Genomic DNA, 21,693 nt, shown 5'->3' with positions numbered 1-21,693 from the left:
TTCTTATTTTAAATTACAGTCTTGACAACATTCTAGGCACCTAGTTAAATATTAGTTATTGGTTTTATACTTATACAGTAAGTCTAAAGGAATGTGGCAATAAGAGTAGTCACTAGGGTGTAAGGTTAGTCTATCTTGATGTTCTGGGTCACTAGGGATAAAATTTGTTAAAGGAAGTACTTCAATAGCTATTTTTTTTGTGGTTTTATTTTGGTCATTTAGCTTTTGTTCTAATGTTTTAATGCACTGCTTTGCCTTTAATAGGTAATTTTGATCAGTGCTGTAGATGCCTGTGCGATATTTTTCTCCTATATCATTTCCTTGTTGGTTGATACTATAAGGGTCAATGATTTCTAACAAGTAATGTATTAACTCTTCAAACGAAACAAGGGAAGAGTCAAAGTCTGTTTTGACACATTCTGCAAAACCATCATAGGTTGTTTTAGTGGATTGTGTAACGCCATTAGCTCTGCCGGCTTGAGTATCAACCACCCCAGGGATGTGTTTTAAAAATTCTTGCACGCCCCAAAGGCAGCCGCCTGCAAGATATATCGTTTCTATTGATCCTGTTTGTTCTTTTTTTGTCATTTTTAATTAGTGCTAGCCTGTAGCGAATTTGATTCCGTTGTAATGAATTATATTCGAAGCTAAACGAAGTTAGTTTAAAATATTCATAAAGGCAAATGGGGAATTACTCTTGTGTTAAACAAAAAGTAAAGTGATATACGCCACTATTGTTTACTACAACTTAAAAAAGCTTTAATAATTAGCGAAAACAGTAATGAGGTATTATAAAAACAACAACAACACAATAGTCTTTAGTTTTTATTTATCCATTTTAGGACTTCAATAGCTAATTCATTGCGCTTATCTGAAAAAGAATGATCAGAATCTATTATCAAATACTCACTATTTTTAATACTTTTTACCCAAGAGTAGTTGTTCTTGTTTTCATCTATAAATATAAGACGTTTGTCAAATTGATATGAATTTACAAACAATAAGTTCCATGATATATAATGGTTTAATACCTCACTAATAAATTTTTCAGTATCAATATTTAGCATAAACTGTTTGTTTAAGTAGTTTTGAAAACTTTTTAGTTCATCAAAGCTATCATTATTTAGTTCGTAACCAGCATTAAATGCCGATAGAGCTATTATTTTTTTTACACGATTATCTTTTACGCCATGAAGTACCGCAATTCCTCCTCCTAGGCTATGTCCTAATAAACAAAAGGAGTTTTTCTTAATCCGTAATTTTTTAGAGATTATGTCATTTGTTAAGTAATCTATAACTTTCGAAATATCTTCCAAACAGTTTGAATATAAAAATTGACCTTGGCTTCCCCATGACCCTCGATAATTAAAGTAAATTACATTTTTACCATCCTGTCTTAATTTTTCTGCTAAATCAATATTTTTTTCATTGCCAGGAAGTCCATGTAATAAAATAACAGTTTCTTTTGGCGCAGCGCCTTTAGCTATAAAAGCATAAGCCGAAATAGAATCTTGGTTAATTGAAATAATTAATGATTCATTAAATGCTTTGCTGTTAGATTGTGAATAAGTATGAAAGCTTAAAAACAATAGAATTATGGTTATATATGTTTTGTTTTTCAATTTAGAGAAATTAAGTATAATGTAAATCGAATGAGATTTTGTTTTAACTAATTATATTTGGTTCAAAACGAAGTTAGCGGAATATTTTGATAAAGTCAAATGGTTAAATATTAAGTTGAATATTAAGTTTAATACTGCAGATAGTTATCTTTCCTTTAGTTTTTTGATGTGATCCTTTACTAGGTCGTTGTAGCAATTCATTGCGCTATATCTAGTGCAACTTATTCCGACTAGTTCAACATTATATTTGTCTCTTAATCTCTCTTCAAATTCCAAATCGAAATTATATTCATCTTGAAAATATTTTATTGTGCCGTTTATGACATCCTCTTTAAACTTCTTTTCAATTTTTGAACACGAGTCATTTTCAAAGTATTGAAAATACTCAGATATTCCTTTAAGACACTGGATTCTATCATAATTATCTTTTGCTAATCGCAAGTTGTTATACATCGCAATACTTAGTGAAGTAATGGTAATAATCGCAGCAAGTTGTAATGATTTTTTTTGTTTTAATAAAATTAAGTAAGCAATAAAACTAAGAGTTCCTAAGAAAAAAAAGAATTTAGTCTGATTTAAAACGGGTACCACACTTAGTGTTTGATCACGATATTTTATATTGATTATTATAAAAATCGCATCAATTAGAAAAAGACCTAAAGCAATATATTTTATTTTAATTTTCATTGGAACTTAAATGTTTAGTTACGTATGCGTGCAAGAGAGTGGCTATGGGTTAGAAAGCGAGGGGTTTTCTAATTGTAACTAATTAGACTAAATACGTTAAGCATTTAATTTATTGTAAAGATTTCTCGTTGTTGTTATGTACTGTCTTTGTTTATTTTGGGGTAAATTACCAACTTTGTTTTATTCCTCCACTACTACCAGGAGAAGGTAAAGGTCGATCAAAATGTAACTTTTTATTAAATGCATTATTTTCTAAATTTTTCAATTCAGGGAAACTAGATGTTTTTGACTTTACCACATCTATTATTGCATCAAGTTGTTCTGTTAACAGGTATCTATTCCAAATTAATTTATCACCACTAATAGCGATTCCTTTTATGTCATTTAAAGATTCATATTTAAGAAACGTCTGCCAATCTTTTTCCAAATTCTTTTTGTCATTCAGTCTGTCTTTCCAAATAAAATAATAGATTCCGATTGAAATAAGAGTAAAAATACTTAAAGAATAAATTAATACCATAGTTTATTTAAATCGTTGTGGTGTGTAAATAATTTGATTAAAATGAATTACATCCAAAGCTAAACGAAGTTAGTAGAAAATTTTGATAACGTCAAATTGGCTATTGTCTGCTTATGTAAAATACTAGTCTTCTTAGTTGTATAGTTGTTTTTACACAGCATAATTTACTATCCTTCTAATATCATAGTTACAATTTTAGAGTGTATTTGATTAGGTCTAATTGTCCAGTTTAAAGCGCCATTAGTTAGTAAAATCACGGTAACATTTTGATTGGTTTGTTCATTCCAATAATGTCTAAAAGGAAAATCCTCTAGGATTTTCCGAGTAAGATTTAACCAAGCAATTATTTTTACACGGTGTTAGCTGTAGGTTATTCATATATTATCTCTCTTTCGATAAAATAACATCTGGACTTACCGTCAGGTTGTTTTGCTTCATCAACAACCATTTGAGTCCAATTATTATTGTCAAATTGAATGTATTTTCTTTTGTAAACAAATTCACCATTAATAGCTAAAGAATGAGTTTCAGTTAAATAATTTTCATTATTATATTTGTAAGTGTCGACATCTTCTTGATATTGAGATTTATAAGTTCTCTTGATTAAATTTTTATTTTTATCATATTCAAAAGATATTTTAGTCGTGTCTACCGAGTATCCTGCGAAATATGAATATCCTATTTTTATTTCCTTGACTTTTAAATCATTTTTATAATAATATTTAGTTTTTGAGATAATTGTATCAGAATCATTATAAGAGCTATCTTCGAAAAGTTTGTCGTTCTTATAAATATATTTTGTTCTATTCATAATTTCACCATCTTCATAGTAATTAATCGTTTCAGTTATTTGATTTTTATTATTATATGAGTTTTGAGGTATTTCATGTTTTTCGACACTAAAAAAATTTACTTTAACAAATACATCGTTTTCATTTTTTCTATACGTATCGTAATTTTTCTTTTCGAGCTTGATATAATCATTATCATTCTTTTCTGCGTTATACCATGTTTCAGTATATTCTTTGACATTACCTTTTATTTTATCTCCAAAACTCGTTGATTGAGAATATCCAGTAAAGAAACTTATTAGTATTAATGAGGTTATTTTAATCTTCATTATTTTTTAGGGTTTTTATTTACTTATAGCTAGCCTATAGCGAATATGATTCCGTTGTAATGAATTATATTAGAGGCTAAACGAAGTTAGTTTAAAATTTTGACAAAGTCAATTGGGGAATTATTGTTGGGCCTAAAAAACAGTTAAGATAAAGGTGATTAAAATATATAGCTTATGTCTGCTCAAAAACACTGGAACTTTGTATTAGAAAAATTAAAGGAGATTCATAAAAAAAAGGAGAGGTCTTTTTTAATTTAGTTTTGGTTAACGTCTTTTGTATGAAACTTAGGGCGGTTAAAAAAAACACTTTTGTTTGGGTTAATTACTAGCTAAACCTGAATTTTAATCAAAACGAAGTTAATTTATAACTCCAAAGTAGAATTATTCTTTATGAATTTTTATAGTTTTGTCTCCAATTTTTAGAAAATATATTTCAGAATTTAAGCCTTTTATTTTAAGTTGTATTTTCTTGTTTGTGCGCGATGTTACGTGTAATGCATGTTTAATATCTTTACCTAAAGCGTTATAAAGTTTAAGTGTTTCGTTTAGAAGGTTAGATCCTTTTATTGTTATTTTGGATAAAAAAGGATTTGGGTAAGAAATGGTTGTTTTATTTAAACTTACTGTTTCAGTATCTAAAGTAATGGTGTAATTTAATACGTTATTAAGGATTTGATTTGGTGTGCCAAACAGTTGTAAAGCTTCCATTTGGAACGCTTCATACAGATTTGGATCTCCATTACATGGTGCGGCTAAGCCTTCGTTTCTAATATATAAATTCATCCTACACCAGTTTGTTTTTCTCCAATCGGCAACTATTTTCATGGAGTTTCTTCTATCCATGGACATCATTGTGTTTTTGTTTACTCTACTTTTTTGTAAAGTACTGTTAGCATTAAAATTACTTTCAGGATAAAACCAAGAGACAGCTCCAGGGGTGTCAGGATTGGAGGATGTAGAAAAGACTAAAAAGCGGTTTTCTAATGGTGTGTTTATATTAATTTGAATTTGTTTAGAATCTCCAACTGCTTCCACATGCAATGATTGCCATGTGTTGTTGTTGTCTCTCCACAAAATCCACTCGTAACCCAAGTCTTTATTAAGTCTGAATTCAAACTTATGTCTCATGTCTCCCATATCGTTGTTGGCACCAATAAAGCTTTCAAATTCTGGTCGTTTATTAACGGTGACTTCATGAAATTGAAGGATAAAAGAAGGATGTCTTATATATTCCCACTCGGCAGCATGTCTAACGGTAGATATTCCGTTTGGTTGTGTGACGTTTTCTATTGAGGTATTAAAGTCTAATTCGCTCATTAATTCGTGTCTCATATCTAGACCAAACTCGTCATAGACATCATCATCAATTATGGCAGGATGATTTTCGTCTTCAAGTGTTTCATTATTAGGAAATACTAAAGGTGTGTTTTCAATAAAATCATCTTGGAAATAGGAGTGTAACGGAAAACTCTCGACCATTAATTTATTAGGAAGCGAGATAACGCTTGCTAAATGTCCGCCAGATGTGCTTGAAACACCAGCTTGTACCGGGTTAAATTTATTAGTATGAAAATAACCTCTCAGTGTTTTTGTGCCACCGGATCCAAATTTAGGAAATGGATCTAGATTTGGGCCACCAGGAGTTAACTCGGTAAAAGTAACATAACCACCACCGTTTTCATTAATACCAATTTTTTCGCCATTAGGTAACGTTAAAAAATGCTGTCTATCTCCTGTTGTACTGGTGTAGCCCGCAGGCGTATCATTGATAAATGCACTTGACGGTCCTAACCACCATTTAATAGGATTACTATAGATAAATAAATGGTCTATTTCTGATGTAAAAGGTGTTGTACCATTACTTGTGGCTGTTAGGTTTATATTTTGTGCAGTTGTATTGTCTGGTAAGCTTAAGGTGTAACTATTGGTGGCATCGTTTTCTAACATTATTGACGCCATGTCATTACAACTATCTAGAGCGATAGAGTAGGTTACCCATTGATTTATTGGAGCAGCAGTTGTAATTAACTGGGAAGTATTTGAGTTGTTAGTATAGAATATTCCGTTAGATTTAAAATCAATTTCTACCTTCTTAGCACCAGTAAATAGTGTAAATGTTAGCGCATCATCATTACCTGAATAGTGATTTATTTTGACTCTTATATTTATTTTAAAAGCACAAGGATTTAAATCCATGTAACCAAAATCGTTATAGTTTATGCTTAAAGTTTCGTTTACAGGTTTTAATTCAAGTGCGTAATTATTTAATTCGTCCTGCTTATAAATGTAAAATTTATTAGTGTCGTCAATATTATTTCCTGTCCAGTGTTTTAAACCTTGGTTGTTGGCGTCATTGATAAAATTAAAACCATAGGAAGAATAATCGGCTCCAAATTGAGCCAAACCACTGAAAGAGGTTAATAAAAATGTAATTATAATAAAGTGTAGGTGTCTCATTTGAGGGGAATTATCATCACTGCTAATATTAATGTTTAGTATTATAGGTCAGTGTGTTACAGCCGTTTTACAACGAAGTTAGTTTGAATTTTGGAGAAAGCCAAGTAGGTGTTATAAATTGAAAGTAGTATTTGTACCAAGCTTTTAAAAGATTATGATAAATAAAAAAAGCAACAGCCTTTCGGTTTAACTAAAATAAGCAATGTTTTTTACACGGTGTGCCTGTTGCACAACGTGTTGTTAAAGATATATAAATTTCGTATATTTAGTAATGCAAGGCACAAAAATATATCAAGAGAAATTATTCAACAATTTCCAGTTGAGTCGTCGGGTTCCCCAAGACAATTTTTATAGACGCTTATCAGAAATTTTAGACTTAGAGTTTCTACGGAATCAAACAAAAATCTATTACGGAAACTGCGGACAAAAAAGTTTAGATCCCGTAGTGTTTTTCAAATTCTGTTTAGTGGGTTATTTAGAGAATATCACCAGTGATAGAAAACTGGTGTCCCATTGCAGTCTTCGACTGGATATTCTTTATTTTCTAGGCTATGATATCGATGAAGAATTACCATGGCATTCCACGTTGAGTAGAACACATCAACTGTACCCAGAGTCGGTTTTTGAAAGTCTATTTACTCATGTTTTCAAAATGTGCGTAGACATGCAAATGGTAAGCGGCCATACCCAAGTTATAGACGCCGCACCAGTTAAAGCAAACGCCTCTATGGATAGCTTAGAACTTAAAGTGCCAGAAGAAGATTTAGAAGCTCATTTACGCGCAGTACGACATATAAGCAATAGAGATAAAGCAGTACCACTTCGATCAGCCAAAGTTAATAAAGCCCCAAAATCGCAACAAGAATTATCAGCAAGCCGTCAGGAATTACAAGCGATAAAGAGCCGAAACAAAAAATGGTCAAAAGATCAAAACCATCGTCCTGGAGCAGGAAATAAAGGTTCCCGTTATACTAGTAATAAAACGCATTATAGTCCAACCGATCCCGATGCCCGCATAAGTGTAAAACCAGGAAAAGCGAGAAAATTAAACTATTCAAGTCAGCTCACGGTAGATGCCGCACATCATGTAATAAGTGACATCAAGGCCTATCATGCCGATGGCAAAGACAGTCAGCATTTACCAGATATTGTATTGCGAGTAAAAAGACGCTTATGGCAATCTGGTCTTACTATAGACACCTGTCTCGCGGATACTGGTTACAGTAGTGGCGAGAATTATGCTTTTTTAGAACAGCAAGATATTACCAGTTATATTCCCCCACACGGCACCTTTAAAGGAGGGCCAGATGAATTTATTTATAATGAAAAAGAAGATCATTACACCTGCCCTCAAGGGAAGATAATCCCCTTTAAAAAGGTGTTTTACGAAAAGAAGAGCAACACCAAAAAGAAGGCCTATAGAGGTTCCAAAAAACTTTGTATAGATTGCCCAATACGAAGCGCTTGTTTAAGCAAAACGGCACAAGAAAAGTCATTTTCGGTAACGTATTACCGCGCAGAATACATGCGTAATATAGCACGAGTTGATAGTGAAAAAGGAAGCTATATGAAAGGAAAACGACAAAGCACGGTAGAACCTGTTTTTGGTACACTAACCCAGTTTTTAGGCATGGGAAAAGTGAATACCCTTGGGATTAAACAAGCTAATAAGTGTATGCATCTATCCGCAACAGCCTATAATCTTAAAAAGTATTTAAAATATATGAAAAACCTGCCAGAAAGTATAGCAGGACTACTTGTTTTTATTAAAAGTACCAAAAACTACCTAATAAGCCTTCGAATACTATGTTTTAAGCCACTTGAATTTTAGAGAAAATATGGCGTATTAAAATCAAAAACAGCTTAAAATCAAAGATTTTAAGCTGTTTTTGTGCTTTTTTAAGGGGTTGTGCAACGGTTACCGGTGTTGTAGCCAGTTATTTTTTTATATCAAGGCTTGGATACTCAAAAAGAATATTACCTTCTTTATTTTCAAATATTTCGATGGTTTTTTGACTAATCCTTAACTTTAGGAAAGTTACTTTATTTTTAAAATACTCATTTTCTTTATCAATAATATTTTCAACACGAGAAATCCAATGTAGAATATAATTACTTTTCATAACAACCTGAATATTATGACCACTAGAGACTTTTCCAAATCCTGGGCATAAATATGTTTTTCCATTAATATTCATAAATCCAGAAGATATTCCACTTTTCCAAATTTCTTCCCTATCTGTTGTACTGAAATTTTGTTCAACAGGTGGCAAGTCAGGTGCTAAAAACTTTTCCATTATATGAGGAAAGTTTTTTTCTAGAATCTGTATCCACTTTAAATCACTAAATGAATTTTTATGTTTATCAAGTCCAAGAAAAATAATATTTTTTTCATCAATGTAAGCAAATAATAGAAGGTTACCTCTTTTCACAAATTTAGGCTTCTTGTCCGGATTTAATGATAAATGAAAATGATATATATTCCATTCATTACTTAAATGGTCAATTTGTTTGGATTGAATAATCCTATCTGTTTGAAAGCTATTCAGATTTTCTCCTTCTTTTGCATATTTAATAATTGTTCTAATTTCTAAACTCTTGTGGTGTTCCTTAATTTCCGGCTCAAAATTTGGGACTATATGTACATTTCTCTTTTTAGGTTCTAAAATCTTTGACTGTAAATTAAAAAAGTCTATTAATAATTTCTGAATATTCTGTTCTAAAGAAATAGCTATTCCAGAACTATTTAGAATCTCAACAATTTCGTTTTTTAAATCTCTATGAAAGTCAAAGTTGCTCATTTTTTTATTGGCTACAACGTATAGCGAATATGATTCCATTTCAATGAATTATATTCGAAGTTAAACGAAGTTAGTTGAAAAAAATGACAAAGTCAAATGGAGAATTATGGTTGTATAAAAAAGAAGACAATATAAAGGTGATTAAAATATTTAGTGCGCGTCGACTCAAAAATACTGGAATTTTGTATCACAAATATTAAAGGAGATCTATAAAAAAAAATAAGAAGCTTTTAATTAAGGTGACTTGTTTTAAAAGAGTAAAAGACCTCAATATTTTTTCGTTTAGCGTTAAGTATAAGAAAATATAAGGCAGGTGGTAAGGATTAGTGTTTCGATTTATAACTTAGCTAAACATTTTATTTTTTCTATTATAAAGCTAAACCCATAAGACTTCTATTCATAAACTCATCCAAGTCCGTTGGAATTTGCATTCTGCTATCCTGATTTTTTTATAAGGACATTTAAATACTCTTCAATAGTTATTTGTTCATCTGTGTCCAAAAACATTTCTTGTGTTTAATAATCCATTGTTGTCATTTTTACTTTCCCTGCATCATCCTTTTTACATAAGGTTAGCTCTTAATAGTTAAACCAATACCATTTTTTTGTCTTTGCAATGTATTTGTCCTTATGAGTCTATGATTTTATCTTATTGTAGTCATTTTTAAAATTTTGCCATTTTCTATTTCATAAATGGCAATCGCATTGAAGTTGTCGCCATTAACTGTCAAAGATTCTTCATCAATAACTATACTTCCAATAATTATTCGGTTTGTGATTTTGCAGTGTAAATCGTTTGTTTGGGAAAAGAAATCACTAAAAGTTTTATGTAACTGTTTTTTGTCCTCTACATAAAGTTTATTCGGGAAGTCATAAGCTTTTACTTCGCTATCGAAGGTCTTAACAAAAGCATCAATGTTTTTTGCATTGAATGCTACTAATTGTTGCTGAACAATAGCTTCTGCTTCGGGTAGTTTTTCTTTCTTCTGAATGAAAGTCTTGCTAACTATCTTTGCGTTATGTATTTGATACAATACAACGCGATGATTGTCTATACCGTTCATGGTTATACGTTCTTCATCGATGACTATATTTCCTTTTTTTATTCGTTTTAAAACCTGAACGTTGGCTTCGGGATTACTTGAGAAGATATCTTTATAATTTGATATTAGTTTAGATTTACCCACATATAATGTATCATTGGGAAAGTTTTGAACAATTACATTGTCAGAATAGTAGGATGCAAAACTTTTTAAATCCTTATTGTTAAATGCAAGAGATTGTTTTTGAATTAAATGAACTGGTGATTCTTCTGAAACCAGAGCCAAATGTTTGCTGTCAGGACTTATCGAAATTGCGGAAATCCCATTTATTTCATCTTCTTTAAAATGGTGTAAAATACTCATACTATCTTCTAAAGTATTGAATTGGGCAATTATTTTACCATCAGGAATCAAGATTTTGTTTTCTGATAGCCAACAAACATCAGTAATCGGGATGGGTAATGATTTGATAATTTTTATATCTCCCGTTATAGGGTTGAGGGTTTTTATTATAGTGGAATTGTTTTCGAAACTTATAAAACCAATTAAATTAGAATTTGGAATTTTATGTAATGAGCGCCCAACATTTTTATGCAATGTTAGATCGGAATTATCCTTTAGTTTAGAGATAACTAAATCCATTCTGTCATCTACTAAAACTGATGAAACCAAAATATTTTGATTGTACCAAACGTAATAACGGACCTTTAAGTCTTTTAAAATTATTTTAGATTTTTTAGTTTCCAAGTTATATTGATACAATCGTTGTAATCCGCTTTTATCTGTACGCACAAAAGAAACAGCTTCTTCATCGGGTATTTTTAATGGTGAATACTCACTATCGAAGGAAGTATTTGTTTTCCAAGAATTGTCACGGCTACTTATATTGTAACTTTTAATATCGGTCTGATTGTTTCTTGTGGAAGAGAAAAGAACAGTATTGTTATCATAAAAAGAAGGTTGGTTGTCATAACCTTCACTATTCGAAATATTTTTAAGATTTATCAATTCGATTTTATTATTAGTTCTTGTTATATCCAATAAAAAAATGTCTGTGTTTGATTGCGCAAAAAGGTTTAGAGATATTGAGAATATGGCTAGAGATATTAATTTTTTCATTCCTTCATTCATTTTTATTAGATATTCAGTATCGTCAAATACCTTGTTTTAATTACTGTTAATGCTTCTTTTTCAATGTGTTATGTTTTAATTTGAACGAAGTTAGTTGAAAAAAATGATAAAGTCAAATGGGGAATTACGTTTGTATAAAAAAGTAGACAAGATAAATGTGAGTAGTGTACACAACTAGCTAGTGGTCAAAAAAGGATAGAATTTTGTGTTAGAAATAATAAAATAGATTCCTGAAAATTTTTTTTTATTAAATTTAGTATAATAATTTATTTAGGATAAGTAGAAGTGTTTTAAATCAGTAGTTGTGTTTTATAAAGGATTGTTTAATTGATTTACTACTATTTTTTCTAACGCATTGCGTTTAAAATCAAACCAGTCTTGTCTAAACTCCGAATGGTCAATTTTGTATTTAAAATTTTGAAAGGGTTTTTTGTTTGTTAAAATTTGTTCCAATTCTGCTTTAAGCAATTGATCTGTGATCAGCTGAACAAATTGTTCCATAATTTTAAAGGACTGAAAACTTTGCAAAACTTCAAATTTGATAAAATCGGTGTGATGTTTTTCGATTGTTTCTAACTGAGTTTGAAAAGCTTCTTTTAAATCTTCCTCGTTTGAAAATAGTGAAACACTTGGGATTGCTATAATGTCATCGGATTTTGAGTTATAATAACAATCAAATCCAGAATCTAATTCTTCCGCGATTCTCTTAACGCTATTCTGTTCAGTATTATACAAAAAAACACCCATGTTTATCGTTTTTTATCATTTCTATTATTTTTTCTAAATGCGTTGCCCCCTTAGAAGAAGGATAAATTTCCCGTTTTCCACTTGCTCGTTTCCAGTATAAAAGCCACTCTTGTTTTGATTTATAAAATCTGATTTTGACATACTCGATATTCTGAGTTTTTTTTGGATTATTCCACACTGGTCTTATTTTATAAATAATGACTACTTTTTTATCATAAGAATATCCGAAATCCAGTTTTGTACGGATTTCAAGATCTTCAGGACGTAATGATTCTACATAATTTTTTACAGTTGATTCGTTTATATCAATTGTGGTGTTTTTCATTTAATTATGTTTTTTAGTATGTGCACAATATACAGCTAACTGGGCTCCGTAAGGTTAAATGATATAGATTGCTAAACGAAGTTAATTGAATATTTTGAGAAAGTCAAAGATTTAAAAGCAGGTGTAGGAGTTGTAGGAGAATTTTTTTACATTTTAAAGTTTACAATTCGTTGTTTTATTGCGTTATCGTTGTGCCAATTTTCAATTCAATAAAATCTTGAAGCTTTTAAATTTGAGAAGCTGTCAAGTCATTTATAAAAATTACTATATCAATGTTAAGATTGGTAGATGTTTTTTTATATCTTAACTTTTCCTGTGCTTATATAGGTTCTAGAATTTAAATGTAAATCTAACATTTTAGATGGGCCATTTTTTACTAGACTTAAGATTACTAAATATATTATTTTTCGTTTTGTAAAGTGCGTATATCATTGATTAGCGCTGTCATATCCAGAGCCACAGTTCCGTTGTATATTCCTCGAATCCTTTTGGTTTTATCTACCAAAATTAAATGTTCTGTATGTAAAAACTCAGTACTATCTCTACTAAAACCAATATCTTCTTCGGCATAATACGACTGTCTAGCCAACTTATAGATTTCACTTTTTAATCCAGTTAAAAATAACCAATTCTTGTTACTGATATTATGATTTTTCTTGTAAGCACTTAATACACTAGGGGTGTCTATCCAAGGAGTTACGGAATAAGATAGTAAAACAAGGTCTTTGTCATTTTGTAAACTATCATTAACTATTTTTAAATGGTTTGTCATTATTGGACAAATACTACCACAACTAGTAAAAATAAAATTAGCGACATGTATTTTGTTTTCAATAATATTTTGATTCACTAGAACACTATCTTGATTTAAGAATTCAAAATCAGTAATAGTATGTGTGATTTTTTTTTGAACGCTAGATTTATCTTTAATAAATACGGGTGTAAAAGTTGGGTCGTTATAGTAAGGTAAATCTATGTTGTCCTTTTTGTGATGCTCCTGTCTTTTACTGTCATTACAACTAATAAAAAAAAGACTACTTATTAAAAAAAATACTATCCGATACATTTACACAATTTTTAGTTCCTAATAATCCATATCTCTTACCATTAATGATGACGTAATTGGCTCTAATTTTACCGTTATCATACCATAGTTTTTGTGCTCCTTCTTCTTGTCCATTGACATAATGAGCTAAATGAAATAACAATCCATCGTTATTCCATTCTTTTAATTCGCCTTCATAGGCATCATTTTTGGCGATATATTCAAACCTTTTATTTCCGTTGTTCCAAAAGGCTATTTGTTTCCCGTTTTTTTTACCTGAAGTATAATGGCGCATCTCCATTAATTCATGATCCGCATACCATTTTTTTGAACCCCCTTCTTTTAATCCGTTATAATAACTTTCTATTAAAAGTGTATCTGCTGTTTCTGGATGGAGTTTGTAGACATAACCAGAATAGATTTTATCTTCTACATAAAGTAAATTGTTTTTTGATATGGTCACTGCTTTTAAAACAAATGAAGCTGGAATTGATTGATAAACAACAGCTTCATCTATTTTGTTTTTGCATGAACAGAAGCAAATAAAGAAGGGGATTAAATAAATGTATTTCATTACTGTGTTACAGTTCCAGGTGTTCCATAATATCCGTTTCCGTTGATATAAGGATCTGTATTGGTAATATGATAATGGTATGTGCCATCAGGATAATCTTCAGTTGCATGATTATGACCATGGTAGGCATCTAATCCAGTAACATCTGTTCCGTTTTCTTCTGGTCCATAAACAGGGAAACCATCTAAAAGAAAACCTAATAGGGACGATTTGGTAGCTGTAACGGTTGTTAAATATAATGGTTCAATATGATAATGGAATGTTCCGTTTCCTGTTGGATGTCCCCAATATTTATCAAAACTTTGAAACTCGTCAGTAAGTGGCTGATCAGGCCCTGCGTATTGATTAAATAGAGGTACACCGTTTAATGAAACGCCTATAGCTCCAAGTGGTGTTGCTACATGGTTAGTAGCTTCTGTTGGATTTAACGGGATTTTAAAGCTGTAATCAAACGATTCAATCACGTTTGGGTTTTTTACAAATGGATAGCCATCAAAAGTGGTACCGCTAAAATCTTCGTATAATTCATCCGAAATAGGATAATAAACACTCTTGTGATCTGGCATACCATTTGTATTAATAGTAACATAAGTACCATCACTTGTAATATTTGTTGCTCCATAAATTTTGAAATATATAGCAGGAATTTCTGTAGTTTCAGTGGTTTCTATTGGTTCAGAAGTTGATACTTCATCATTGGTGATGCTCTCTTCATCTTCACTACAACTAACAAGGCTAACAAGAATTAGTATTAGGGCGTAGTTTTTAATAAATTTTAATTTCATATATATTCTATTTTTATTTGTTTATAAAAGGTCTATTTAAAGGGGGTTAATCTACATTTCTTACACATCTAATAAAATTGTACACATAACGCACATCTCCTTGTGGTCCAAAATTATCAGGAAAAAGAGTAGCGTCACCAGATTTTGGATCATTACGTTGCGCTCCGGCACCATGTACATCCATTAAATTACCAGTCATTACTCCTTGTGCTTTTCCAAAGCAGAAGTAAACAGCATCAGTATATGGTGTTGGCCCATCTTGTAATGGCGAACTTGACCAATAATACCCATACTGCCCTGGATTACCTTCGGGATCAGTAATTGGGGTGCAAGAAAACAAAGGATTTATTGCAGGAGAAGCAGTAGTTGAAGGACTTCTTGTATAATCAACAATACTCTGTAATTCTTTGGCATTTGGCATCCTCCAATCATCATGTTCAGCAAGGGTAAGTGACTCGGCGTAATCTAATGCATTTTCCCAATTGTAAGTAGTACCATTATCCACTTGTTGCCACATTAAACCTGTTGCATGATCTGTAATGGTACCATCACTATTATCTGTAAAATTGTTTTCTCCATAAGATTGGCCACCTCTAACCATTCTAAAATACATAGCATTAGGGGCTCCTGTTGCTGGATTATATTTAGGATAAGCTTTTAGTCTTCCATCCACGAAATTATAACCAAAAACGGCTTCATCTCCATTCATTATAAGTCCTACATAATGTGTTTTAGACCATGTTTGCCCATCTATTTCTCTTTCTCCTATGGATTCATCTCCAATTGGTTGTATAAAATAATTAGTATCTATAAACATATCGACAGCATCATCTCCATAACATCGTCCCGTAAAATTAGCTAAGGAATACAATTCTTTGATGCTAGGTATTCTCCAGTCTGTATATCCACCAAGATTGATTGTTTCTACTAAGTCTGCAGCATCCACATAAGATATTTTATCTCCCATATCTTGTTGCCACATTAAACCTGTAATATTATCGGTTATTGTACCGTCACCATTGTTGGTATATGATGGTTGATTTCCATTGTAAGTGGCATCTTGTCCATAAAAAGCATGTCCTACAGTCGGTGTTGTTATTATAGCAGTATCACTGTAAAACTCAAAAACGCCTGTATCTACAATTGGATAAGTTTTATCTGTTGTTGTTCCTATAACAGAATCATTATCTGAGACTTCAGAGTCGTCATTATCACACGAAAAGAATAAATTGGCAAGTATGAAGATTACTAAAAGAGTAATAGGTTTAATATCCATAATATTGGTTTTTATGTTACGAGGTCAAATTTAGTGTCATTAGGTATTAAAAAGAAGTAGTATCAATAGAATACCTGATTATATCAATGAAACTCTATTTTTTAATTGTTCTTACACATCGTACATAATTATATACATACCTCACGTCTCCTTGAGGACCAAAAAACTGAGGATAACTGTTTTGATTTCCGCTTTTAGGATCGCTTCTTTGGCAACCAGCACCATGCACATCCATTAGTGTACCCCTCATTTTTCCCTGGCCGTCACCAAAAGCAATATAAACAGCACTAGCAGTTGGATTTCTGCCATCTAAATGTGTGGTGCTTGTCCAGAAATAGGGGTATTGTCCAGATTGTCCTTCAGGATCATCTATTGTGGTAGTATTAAATATTGGGTGTATAGCTGGCGAATTTGTTGTTTGAGGGGATCGAGAATAGTCTACAATACTTTGTAATTCTTTAGCATTGGGTAAGCGCCAGTCGGAATAGTTGGCGAGTTTTAAGTTTTCGGCATGGTTTAAAGAGGCTTCCCAATCTAGTCCTTTACCGTTATCGGTTTTTTGCCACATTAACCCAGTAGCATAATCACTTATAGTACCATCGCCATTATCAATAAAATTGTTTTTACCATAGTCCGTGTTTCCTCGCACCATACGAAAATACATCGTGTTTTTTTTACCTGTTCTAGGTTTGTATTTAGGATATCCTTTAATGCGTCCATCCACAAAGTTAACACCAAAAACAGTGGCGTCTTTCTTCATGGTTTGCCCTACATATTCAGTAGCCGACCAGGTTTGCGCATCAATCTCACGTTCGCCAATATTTTTATTTCCAAGCGGTTGATTAAAATAGGTTGTGTCAATAAATAAGTCTATAGCAACAGCTCCTTTGACTTTACCTGTAAATAAGATCAGTGAATATAATTCTTTGATTGTGGGAACACGCCAATCGGTATACCCGCCAAGAGTTGAGTTTTTAGCTTTTTTAAAGGCCTCATCAAAAGTCATTTTTTCTCCCATATCTTGCTCCCATACCAAACCTGTAATAAGATCGGTAATAGTACCGTTGTTATTATTGGTATAAGAAGGCTGGTTGCCTTTGTAAGTGGCATCTTGTCCGTAATAGGATTCTGCTTTGGTAGGTGTTGATATGATGGATTTATCACTGTAAAATGTGTCTACACCTGTATCTACAATAGGATAAGTGGATTGACTTTTTGCTATTGAAATAACCGACAGAACTATACCCAGTGTGGTAAATAGTTTTTTATTATAAATTGTCATCTCTTTGTGTTTAAAATTAATAGACCGCAAAGAACTTAAAGCTATCAATAAAAAAAAATAATATCAACGAAAGCCCACATGTAATCAATAGAAATTTAATTATAAAAATGATTACTAATAAAAGATTTAAATGATTTTTGATAGGTATCACTGACTACAATAAAACGTTTGTCACTGTAAATAATCCTATTGCGCTCTACCGTAACAATATGATTAAGATTAACAATAAAGGAGCGATGAATACGCATAAAATTCTCTTTAGGTAAAACGTCTTCAATGTTTTTAAGACGGATTAACGTTTTTACAGGAGCGCTGTTTATCAGATGTATACAGACGTACTCTTTTTGAGATTCTAGATATTCGATGTCATTAAAATTGATTCGAATATGTTTTTGTCCCGATTTGATAAACAGATAATCACCTGTTTTTTTTATTTCGGTATTAAGAAGTCTTTCTTTTTTAATAAAGTCTTCCACTTTGATTGCTGCTAACAAGAAATCCTCATATTGAATGGGTTTAAGTAAATAATCTATAGCATTTACTTTATAGCCCTCTATGGCGTAATCACTATAAGCAGTAGTGAAAATTATTTTGGGAGGATTTTCTAGTGATTTTGCCAATTCCATACCATTAAGATCTGGCATATTAATATCTAAAAATAATAAGTCTACCGTGTTGGTTTTTAGATATTGATCAACCTTTTTGGGATTGGTAAATTTTGCGGTCAGTTGTAAAAAAGGAGTTTGCTCAATATAAGAAACAATCTGTCTCAGTGCTAGAGGTTCATCATCTACGGCTATACATGTAATCATATGGGGATTTTAATAGTTGCACTAAATACATTTCCATCTTCAGCGTGGGTAAATGTATAATTAGTGTTATAGATTAGTTTAAGGCGTTTTTCGGTGTTTTTGAGGCCTATTCCAGGCTGTTGTTCACTACGTTTATGTTTATGGACGCTGTTCAATATACTAAATTCTAATTCATTTTTGTGAAGCAGCAGATTAATGTGTACAAATGATTTGTTCTCATAACTTATCCCATATTTAAAGGCGTTTTCTAGAATGTTTGTAAAAAGTAATGAGGGGATAGTAATATCAGGAAGCGTTTCTGGTAAGTTAAATAGGATCGTTACCTCTTCACAAAATCGCAATTTCATGAGTTCTATATAACTTTTAATAAAATTAACTTCCTTAACTAAAGTTGTTGGAGTAGCATCTGATTCGTATAACAGATGGCGCATTAATACAGAAAGTTTGGCGATAGCACTTTTGGCTTCTTTAGTATCAAAATCAATTAACGAATGAATATTATTAAGTGTATTCATTAAAAAATGTGGGCTAATTTGGTTACGCAGAAAAGCCAATTCATTTTTAATGTTTTCTTTTTGAATCTCGGCTTTTTGCTGTAATCCTTGTGCCCATTTTACAGAAAGGGTCATTCCGGTATCAAAACCTACCAATAAAATAGATAATAATATAAGATTTATATAAGGTGGTGTTGTAGATAGGGGGGCTTCTTGGTTTCCGGTTTTTCTTTGTTTTAGGTCTTTATTAGAATCTGGGAACTGTAATAAAGTTTGCCCATGTAAAGGTGGTGTTTGTTGTGGATTTAATTGTTTGCGTATGGTTATAGAGCCTAGTACGGTCAGCGTAATTAAAAGAACTACAGAAAGTACATAAAAAGAAAGGCGAGATTTAAATAATAAAAAAGGAATTAAAACACCTCTATTTATACAAAAGATAATAAGTAACGGCAAATAATCAAACCAAACATTAATAATGATGTTCCACTTTATACTATCTCTATTAAACCATTGAAAGAATAGTGGAGCAGTAAATAGTAACAACCAAAAGGATGAAATGAAAATTAACTCAAAAATCTTTGAATTGCGTTTGTTTAAGAATTCTAGATTCATAAATATTATTTTGCTATATAAGATAGGTCAAAACTCCAATTATTATGGATAGAAATCAAATATTTTCAACAGAAACCTTATTTGCATCAACCCAAACCTTTTTTGAAGGCACCTAAATAATAATATAAATGTACTTTGGTTTTATAGTGTTACATTTTTACAAGTGTTATAATAAGGTCCAATGGAATAGTAATTTTAGTCCGTAATAATTTTATTTTCTCACTGTTAATTCCGTTTTTTTAAACATCGTAGTACCATAAAAAGTGTTGATAAGACCCATTTTGACTACCAGAAATAGAGACAATTTCCAGTTTAGATGCTCTACTATTTACAAAATCTAATAATTTTTGTTTTTTATTAAACTCAATTACTTTTAGTTCTCTTTTCATATTGATAGTTTGTTTTGATTTGTAATTCGATTCTATTTCAATAAATTATAGACATCGTTAAACGAAGTTAATTAAAAATAATGACTAATTCCGTTTGAAAATAAAACCAAAAGGCATTTTTTTGAAAGCGCTAAACAGCAATAGAGCAAGTTACTTTAAGGTGTTAAATAGTTTTTTAAACCGTTTTGGGAATGGGTCTATTTGATGTATTTTTTTATTTGTAAAGGGATGTACAAATGTTAGAGAATAGGCGTGTAGGTACATGCCTTTTCCGTTTAAAATTAAGTTCTCTAAGCCATAGTCTTTATCCCCTAAAATGGGATGTCCTATTCCTGATAGATGTTTACGTAATTGGTGACGTCTTCCTGTTTGTGGTTCTAATTTTACTAAGTTTAATGTGCCAAATCGCTCAGAAGAGACGGATTCGCATAGCGTATAGTTGGATTCAGCTAGTTTACCATCCACTGTAGTCGATATAATCCCTTTAGTAGGCATATTGCCTATGGTTACTGCATAGTATATTTTAGTTACAACTCTTTGTTCAAATAGTTTATTCAATGCCCGAATACTGCTACTTGTTTTTCCGACTAATAAAATACCTGTTGTCGCAAAATCTAAACGGTGTACTGGTTGCGGAATTGTAGCATCCGAAAGTTGACTTTGTATTATGTTTTGTGGTAAGGCATTGGCAACAGTTTTAAAACTATTACCGCTAACTAAAATACCAGCAGGTTTGTGGATTAGTGCTAAATACTCGTCTTCAAATAAAACGTCTAATTTAAAAATCAATTTTTTATTTTGACTAACTTCTTTTACAAGAGATAGTGTAATAGATTCTCCTCCATTTATAAATGTAGCAGTTGTGGCGATAACATTATTAACCGAAATGTATTTTTTTTTAAGGGCTTTTTTTAAGGCGGATTTAGTTGAAATCGAATTGAAAATACCGACGCCATAATCTTGTAATCTAATAGGGGTGGAGCGGTTAGGGACAATATGGGTTTCAGTAGATATGATGCTTGTATGTTTTATGGGAAGTATGTTGTTATAGTAACTTCATTTTACAGTAGAAATATATTTAGTACAGATTAATATACTAGAAGTTATACGAAGTTACTTGAAAAACTTGACACTATCAAATGACATACTTATTTACACATCCTTAAATGTTAAGGATACAAATGGTTTGTTTTATGTTCTCCCTTTTGCTTATAATTTGTAGGTTTGCTTTAGCTGTATAATGTGCATTTAACGTTGTAGGTTTGAATTATAATACCTCATTTTTATGGAACATAAAGAGATTAAAAAAAATAAAAAACCTTGGCCAACAAAAGACGCTATGGCACAGGTGTACACTAATAAACTTTGGGGGCATAATCAGTCTGATTTTTATTCTGGAGAGGGATCACATGACCCCGAGATAGTAAAGCCTTATATCGAAGTTTTAATCGCCTTTTTAACATCTTTTAAAAAACCATTGGTCGTTTGTGATTTAGGTTGTGGTGATTTTAATATCGGAAAACAGCTGGTACAACATACTAAAAAGTATGAAGCAGTAGATATTGTTGCGGCTCTTATTGCTTATAATGAAAAGGAGTTTGTAGCAGATAATTTACGATTTTATTGTTTAGATATTGCAGTAGCGGATTTACCTGCAGGAGATTGTATTATATTAAGACAAGTATTGCAGCATTTGTCAAATGCTGAGGTAGCCAGTGTTGTCCAAAAGTTAGACCATTATAAGTATGTTATAATAACCGAGCATGTACCTAATGGTGACTTTATACCTAATATGGACATTGTTTCAGGACAGGGAATTAGGCTTAAAAAACAAAGTGGTGTTAATGTATTGGCACCTCCGTTTAATTTTAAAGTAATAAAAAACACACCATTGTTATCTTACACTTTAGATAATAATAAAGGTCGGATTGTAACGACATTATATCAGGTGTTTTAAAGTGTTATTTATTT

General features: G+C 31.4%; 21 protein-coding genes. 2 read left to right on the top strand and 19 right to left on the bottom strand.

Annotated features, from left to right (window positions below):
- Positions 1-51: 51 nt before the first annotated feature.
- The 6 genes from H0I26_RS17635 to H0I26_RS17610 form a co-directional block, all read right to left on the bottom strand.
- On the bottom strand, positions 52-588 hold the full coding sequence (locus H0I26_RS17635; protein ID WP_218700212.1) for a peptide-methionine (S)-S-oxide reductase: 537 nt from the start codon (positions 586-588) through the stop codon (positions 52-54).
- Between the two features lie 230 nt (positions 589-818).
- The gene (locus tag H0I26_RS17630) at positions 819-1,622 is read right to left on the bottom strand and encodes an alpha/beta hydrolase (protein ID WP_218700211.1); all 804 of its coding nucleotides are present in this window, start codon (positions 1,620-1,622) and stop codon (positions 819-821) included.
- A 144-nt stretch (positions 1,623-1,766) separates the two neighbouring features.
- Positions 1,767-2,309 (bottom strand): hypothetical protein, encoded by a 543-nt coding sequence (locus H0I26_RS17625; RefSeq protein WP_218700210.1) that lies wholly within the window; start codon positions 2,307-2,309, stop codon positions 1,767-1,769.
- Positions 2,310-2,475: 166 nt separating this feature from the next.
- Positions 2,476-2,829, bottom strand: coding sequence for a hypothetical protein (locus H0I26_RS17620; RefSeq protein WP_218700209.1), 354 nt, complete (start codon positions 2,827-2,829; stop codon positions 2,476-2,478).
- A 370-nt stretch (positions 2,830-3,199) separates the two neighbouring features.
- Positions 3,200-3,949: a hypothetical protein gene (locus tag H0I26_RS17615; protein WP_218700208.1), complete on the bottom strand. Its 750-nt coding sequence runs from the start codon at positions 3,947-3,949 to the stop codon at positions 3,200-3,202.
- Between the two features lie 381 nt (positions 3,950-4,330).
- Positions 4,331-6,406, bottom strand: coding sequence for a T9SS type A sorting domain-containing protein (locus tag H0I26_RS17610; RefSeq protein ID WP_218700207.1), 2,076 nt, complete (start codon positions 6,404-6,406; stop codon positions 4,331-4,333).
- A 271-nt stretch (positions 6,407-6,677) separates the two neighbouring features.
- Here H0I26_RS17610 and H0I26_RS17605 point away from each other — a divergent pair, with 271 nt between their 5' ends.
- Complete coding sequence (locus tag H0I26_RS17605; RefSeq protein WP_218700206.1) at positions 6,678-8,237, top strand: IS1182 family transposase; 1,560 nt, start codon at positions 6,678-6,680, stop codon at positions 8,235-8,237.
- Between the two features lie 106 nt (positions 8,238-8,343).
- On the opposite strand, the gene H0I26_RS17600 is transcribed toward H0I26_RS17605, so the two are convergent.
- The 13 genes from H0I26_RS17600 to H0I26_RS17540 form a co-directional block, all read right to left on the bottom strand.
- On the bottom strand, positions 8,344-9,207 hold the full coding sequence (locus tag H0I26_RS17600; protein ID WP_218700205.1) for a hypothetical protein: 864 nt from the start codon (positions 9,205-9,207) through the stop codon (positions 8,344-8,346).
- A gap of 644 nt (positions 9,208-9,851) precedes the next feature.
- Positions 9,852-11,369, bottom strand: coding sequence for a nuclear transport factor 2 family protein (locus H0I26_RS17595; protein WP_218700204.1), 1,518 nt, complete (start codon positions 11,367-11,369; stop codon positions 9,852-9,854).
- A gap of 321 nt (positions 11,370-11,690) precedes the next feature.
- The gene (locus H0I26_RS17590) at positions 11,691-12,128 is read right to left on the bottom strand and encodes a UPF0158 family protein (RefSeq protein ID WP_256935188.1); all 438 of its coding nucleotides are present in this window, start codon (positions 12,126-12,128) and stop codon (positions 11,691-11,693) included.
- Positions 12,109-12,453: a DUF3024 domain-containing protein gene (locus H0I26_RS17585; protein ID WP_218700203.1), complete on the bottom strand. Its 345-nt coding sequence runs from the start codon at positions 12,451-12,453 to the stop codon at positions 12,109-12,111. The genes H0I26_RS17590 and H0I26_RS17585 overlap by 20 nt, the downstream gene beginning before the upstream one ends.
- Positions 12,454-12,853: 400 nt before the next feature.
- Positions 12,854-13,519 (bottom strand): SCO family protein, encoded by a 666-nt coding sequence (locus tag H0I26_RS17580; RefSeq protein ID WP_218700202.1) that lies wholly within the window; start codon positions 13,517-13,519, stop codon positions 12,854-12,856.
- Entirely contained in the window at positions 13,488-14,072 is a 585-nt protein-coding gene (locus H0I26_RS17575) for a toxin-antitoxin system YwqK family antitoxin (protein ID WP_218700201.1), read from the bottom strand. Before H0I26_RS17575 ends, H0I26_RS17580 begins: the two co-directional genes overlap by 32 nt.
- On the bottom strand, positions 14,072-14,857 hold the full coding sequence (locus H0I26_RS17570; RefSeq protein WP_218700200.1) for a YHYH protein: 786 nt from the start codon (positions 14,855-14,857) through the stop codon (positions 14,072-14,074). The genes H0I26_RS17575 and H0I26_RS17570 overlap by 1 nt, the downstream gene beginning before the upstream one ends.
- A 46-nt stretch (positions 14,858-14,903) precedes the next feature.
- The gene (locus tag H0I26_RS17565; protein WP_218700199.1) at positions 14,904-16,133 is read right to left on the bottom strand and encodes a DUF1566 domain-containing protein; all 1,230 of its coding nucleotides are present in this window, start codon (positions 16,131-16,133) and stop codon (positions 14,904-14,906) included.
- A 94-nt stretch (positions 16,134-16,227) separates the two neighbouring features.
- Positions 16,228-17,415, bottom strand: coding sequence for a DUF1566 domain-containing protein (locus tag H0I26_RS17560; protein WP_218700198.1), 1,188 nt, complete (start codon positions 17,413-17,415; stop codon positions 16,228-16,230).
- A gap of 95 nt (positions 17,416-17,510) precedes the next feature.
- A complete protein-coding gene (locus H0I26_RS17555; protein ID WP_218700197.1) occupies positions 17,511-18,227 on the bottom strand; it encodes a LytR/AlgR family response regulator transcription factor in 717 nt (238 codons plus the stop codon).
- Positions 18,224-19,333: a sensor histidine kinase gene (locus H0I26_RS17550; protein WP_218700196.1), complete on the bottom strand. Its 1,110-nt coding sequence runs from the start codon at positions 19,331-19,333 to the stop codon at positions 18,224-18,226. Before H0I26_RS17550 ends, H0I26_RS17555 begins: the two co-directional genes overlap by 4 nt.
- Positions 19,334-19,572: 239 nt before the next feature.
- Positions 19,573-19,722: a hypothetical protein gene (locus tag H0I26_RS17545; RefSeq protein WP_157814190.1), complete on the bottom strand. Its 150-nt coding sequence runs from the start codon at positions 19,720-19,722 to the stop codon at positions 19,573-19,575.
- A 150-nt stretch (positions 19,723-19,872) separates the two neighbouring features.
- Complete coding sequence (locus H0I26_RS17540; protein WP_317618206.1) at positions 19,873-20,511, bottom strand: RluA family pseudouridine synthase; 639 nt, start codon at positions 20,509-20,511, stop codon at positions 19,873-19,875.
- A gap of 496 nt (positions 20,512-21,007) precedes the next feature.
- On the opposite strand from H0I26_RS17540, the gene H0I26_RS17535 reads away from it, so the two are divergent.
- Entirely contained in the window at positions 21,008-21,679 is a 672-nt protein-coding gene (locus H0I26_RS17535; protein WP_218700195.1) for a class I SAM-dependent methyltransferase, read from the top strand.
- Positions 21,680-21,693: the final 14 nt, after the last annotated feature.

Source organism: Olleya sp. HaHaR_3_96 (assembly GCF_019278545.1).
GTDB lineage: Bacteria > Bacteroidota > Bacteroidia > Flavobacteriales > Flavobacteriaceae > Olleya.
This window is presented reverse-complemented; position numbering and strand designations above follow the sequence as displayed.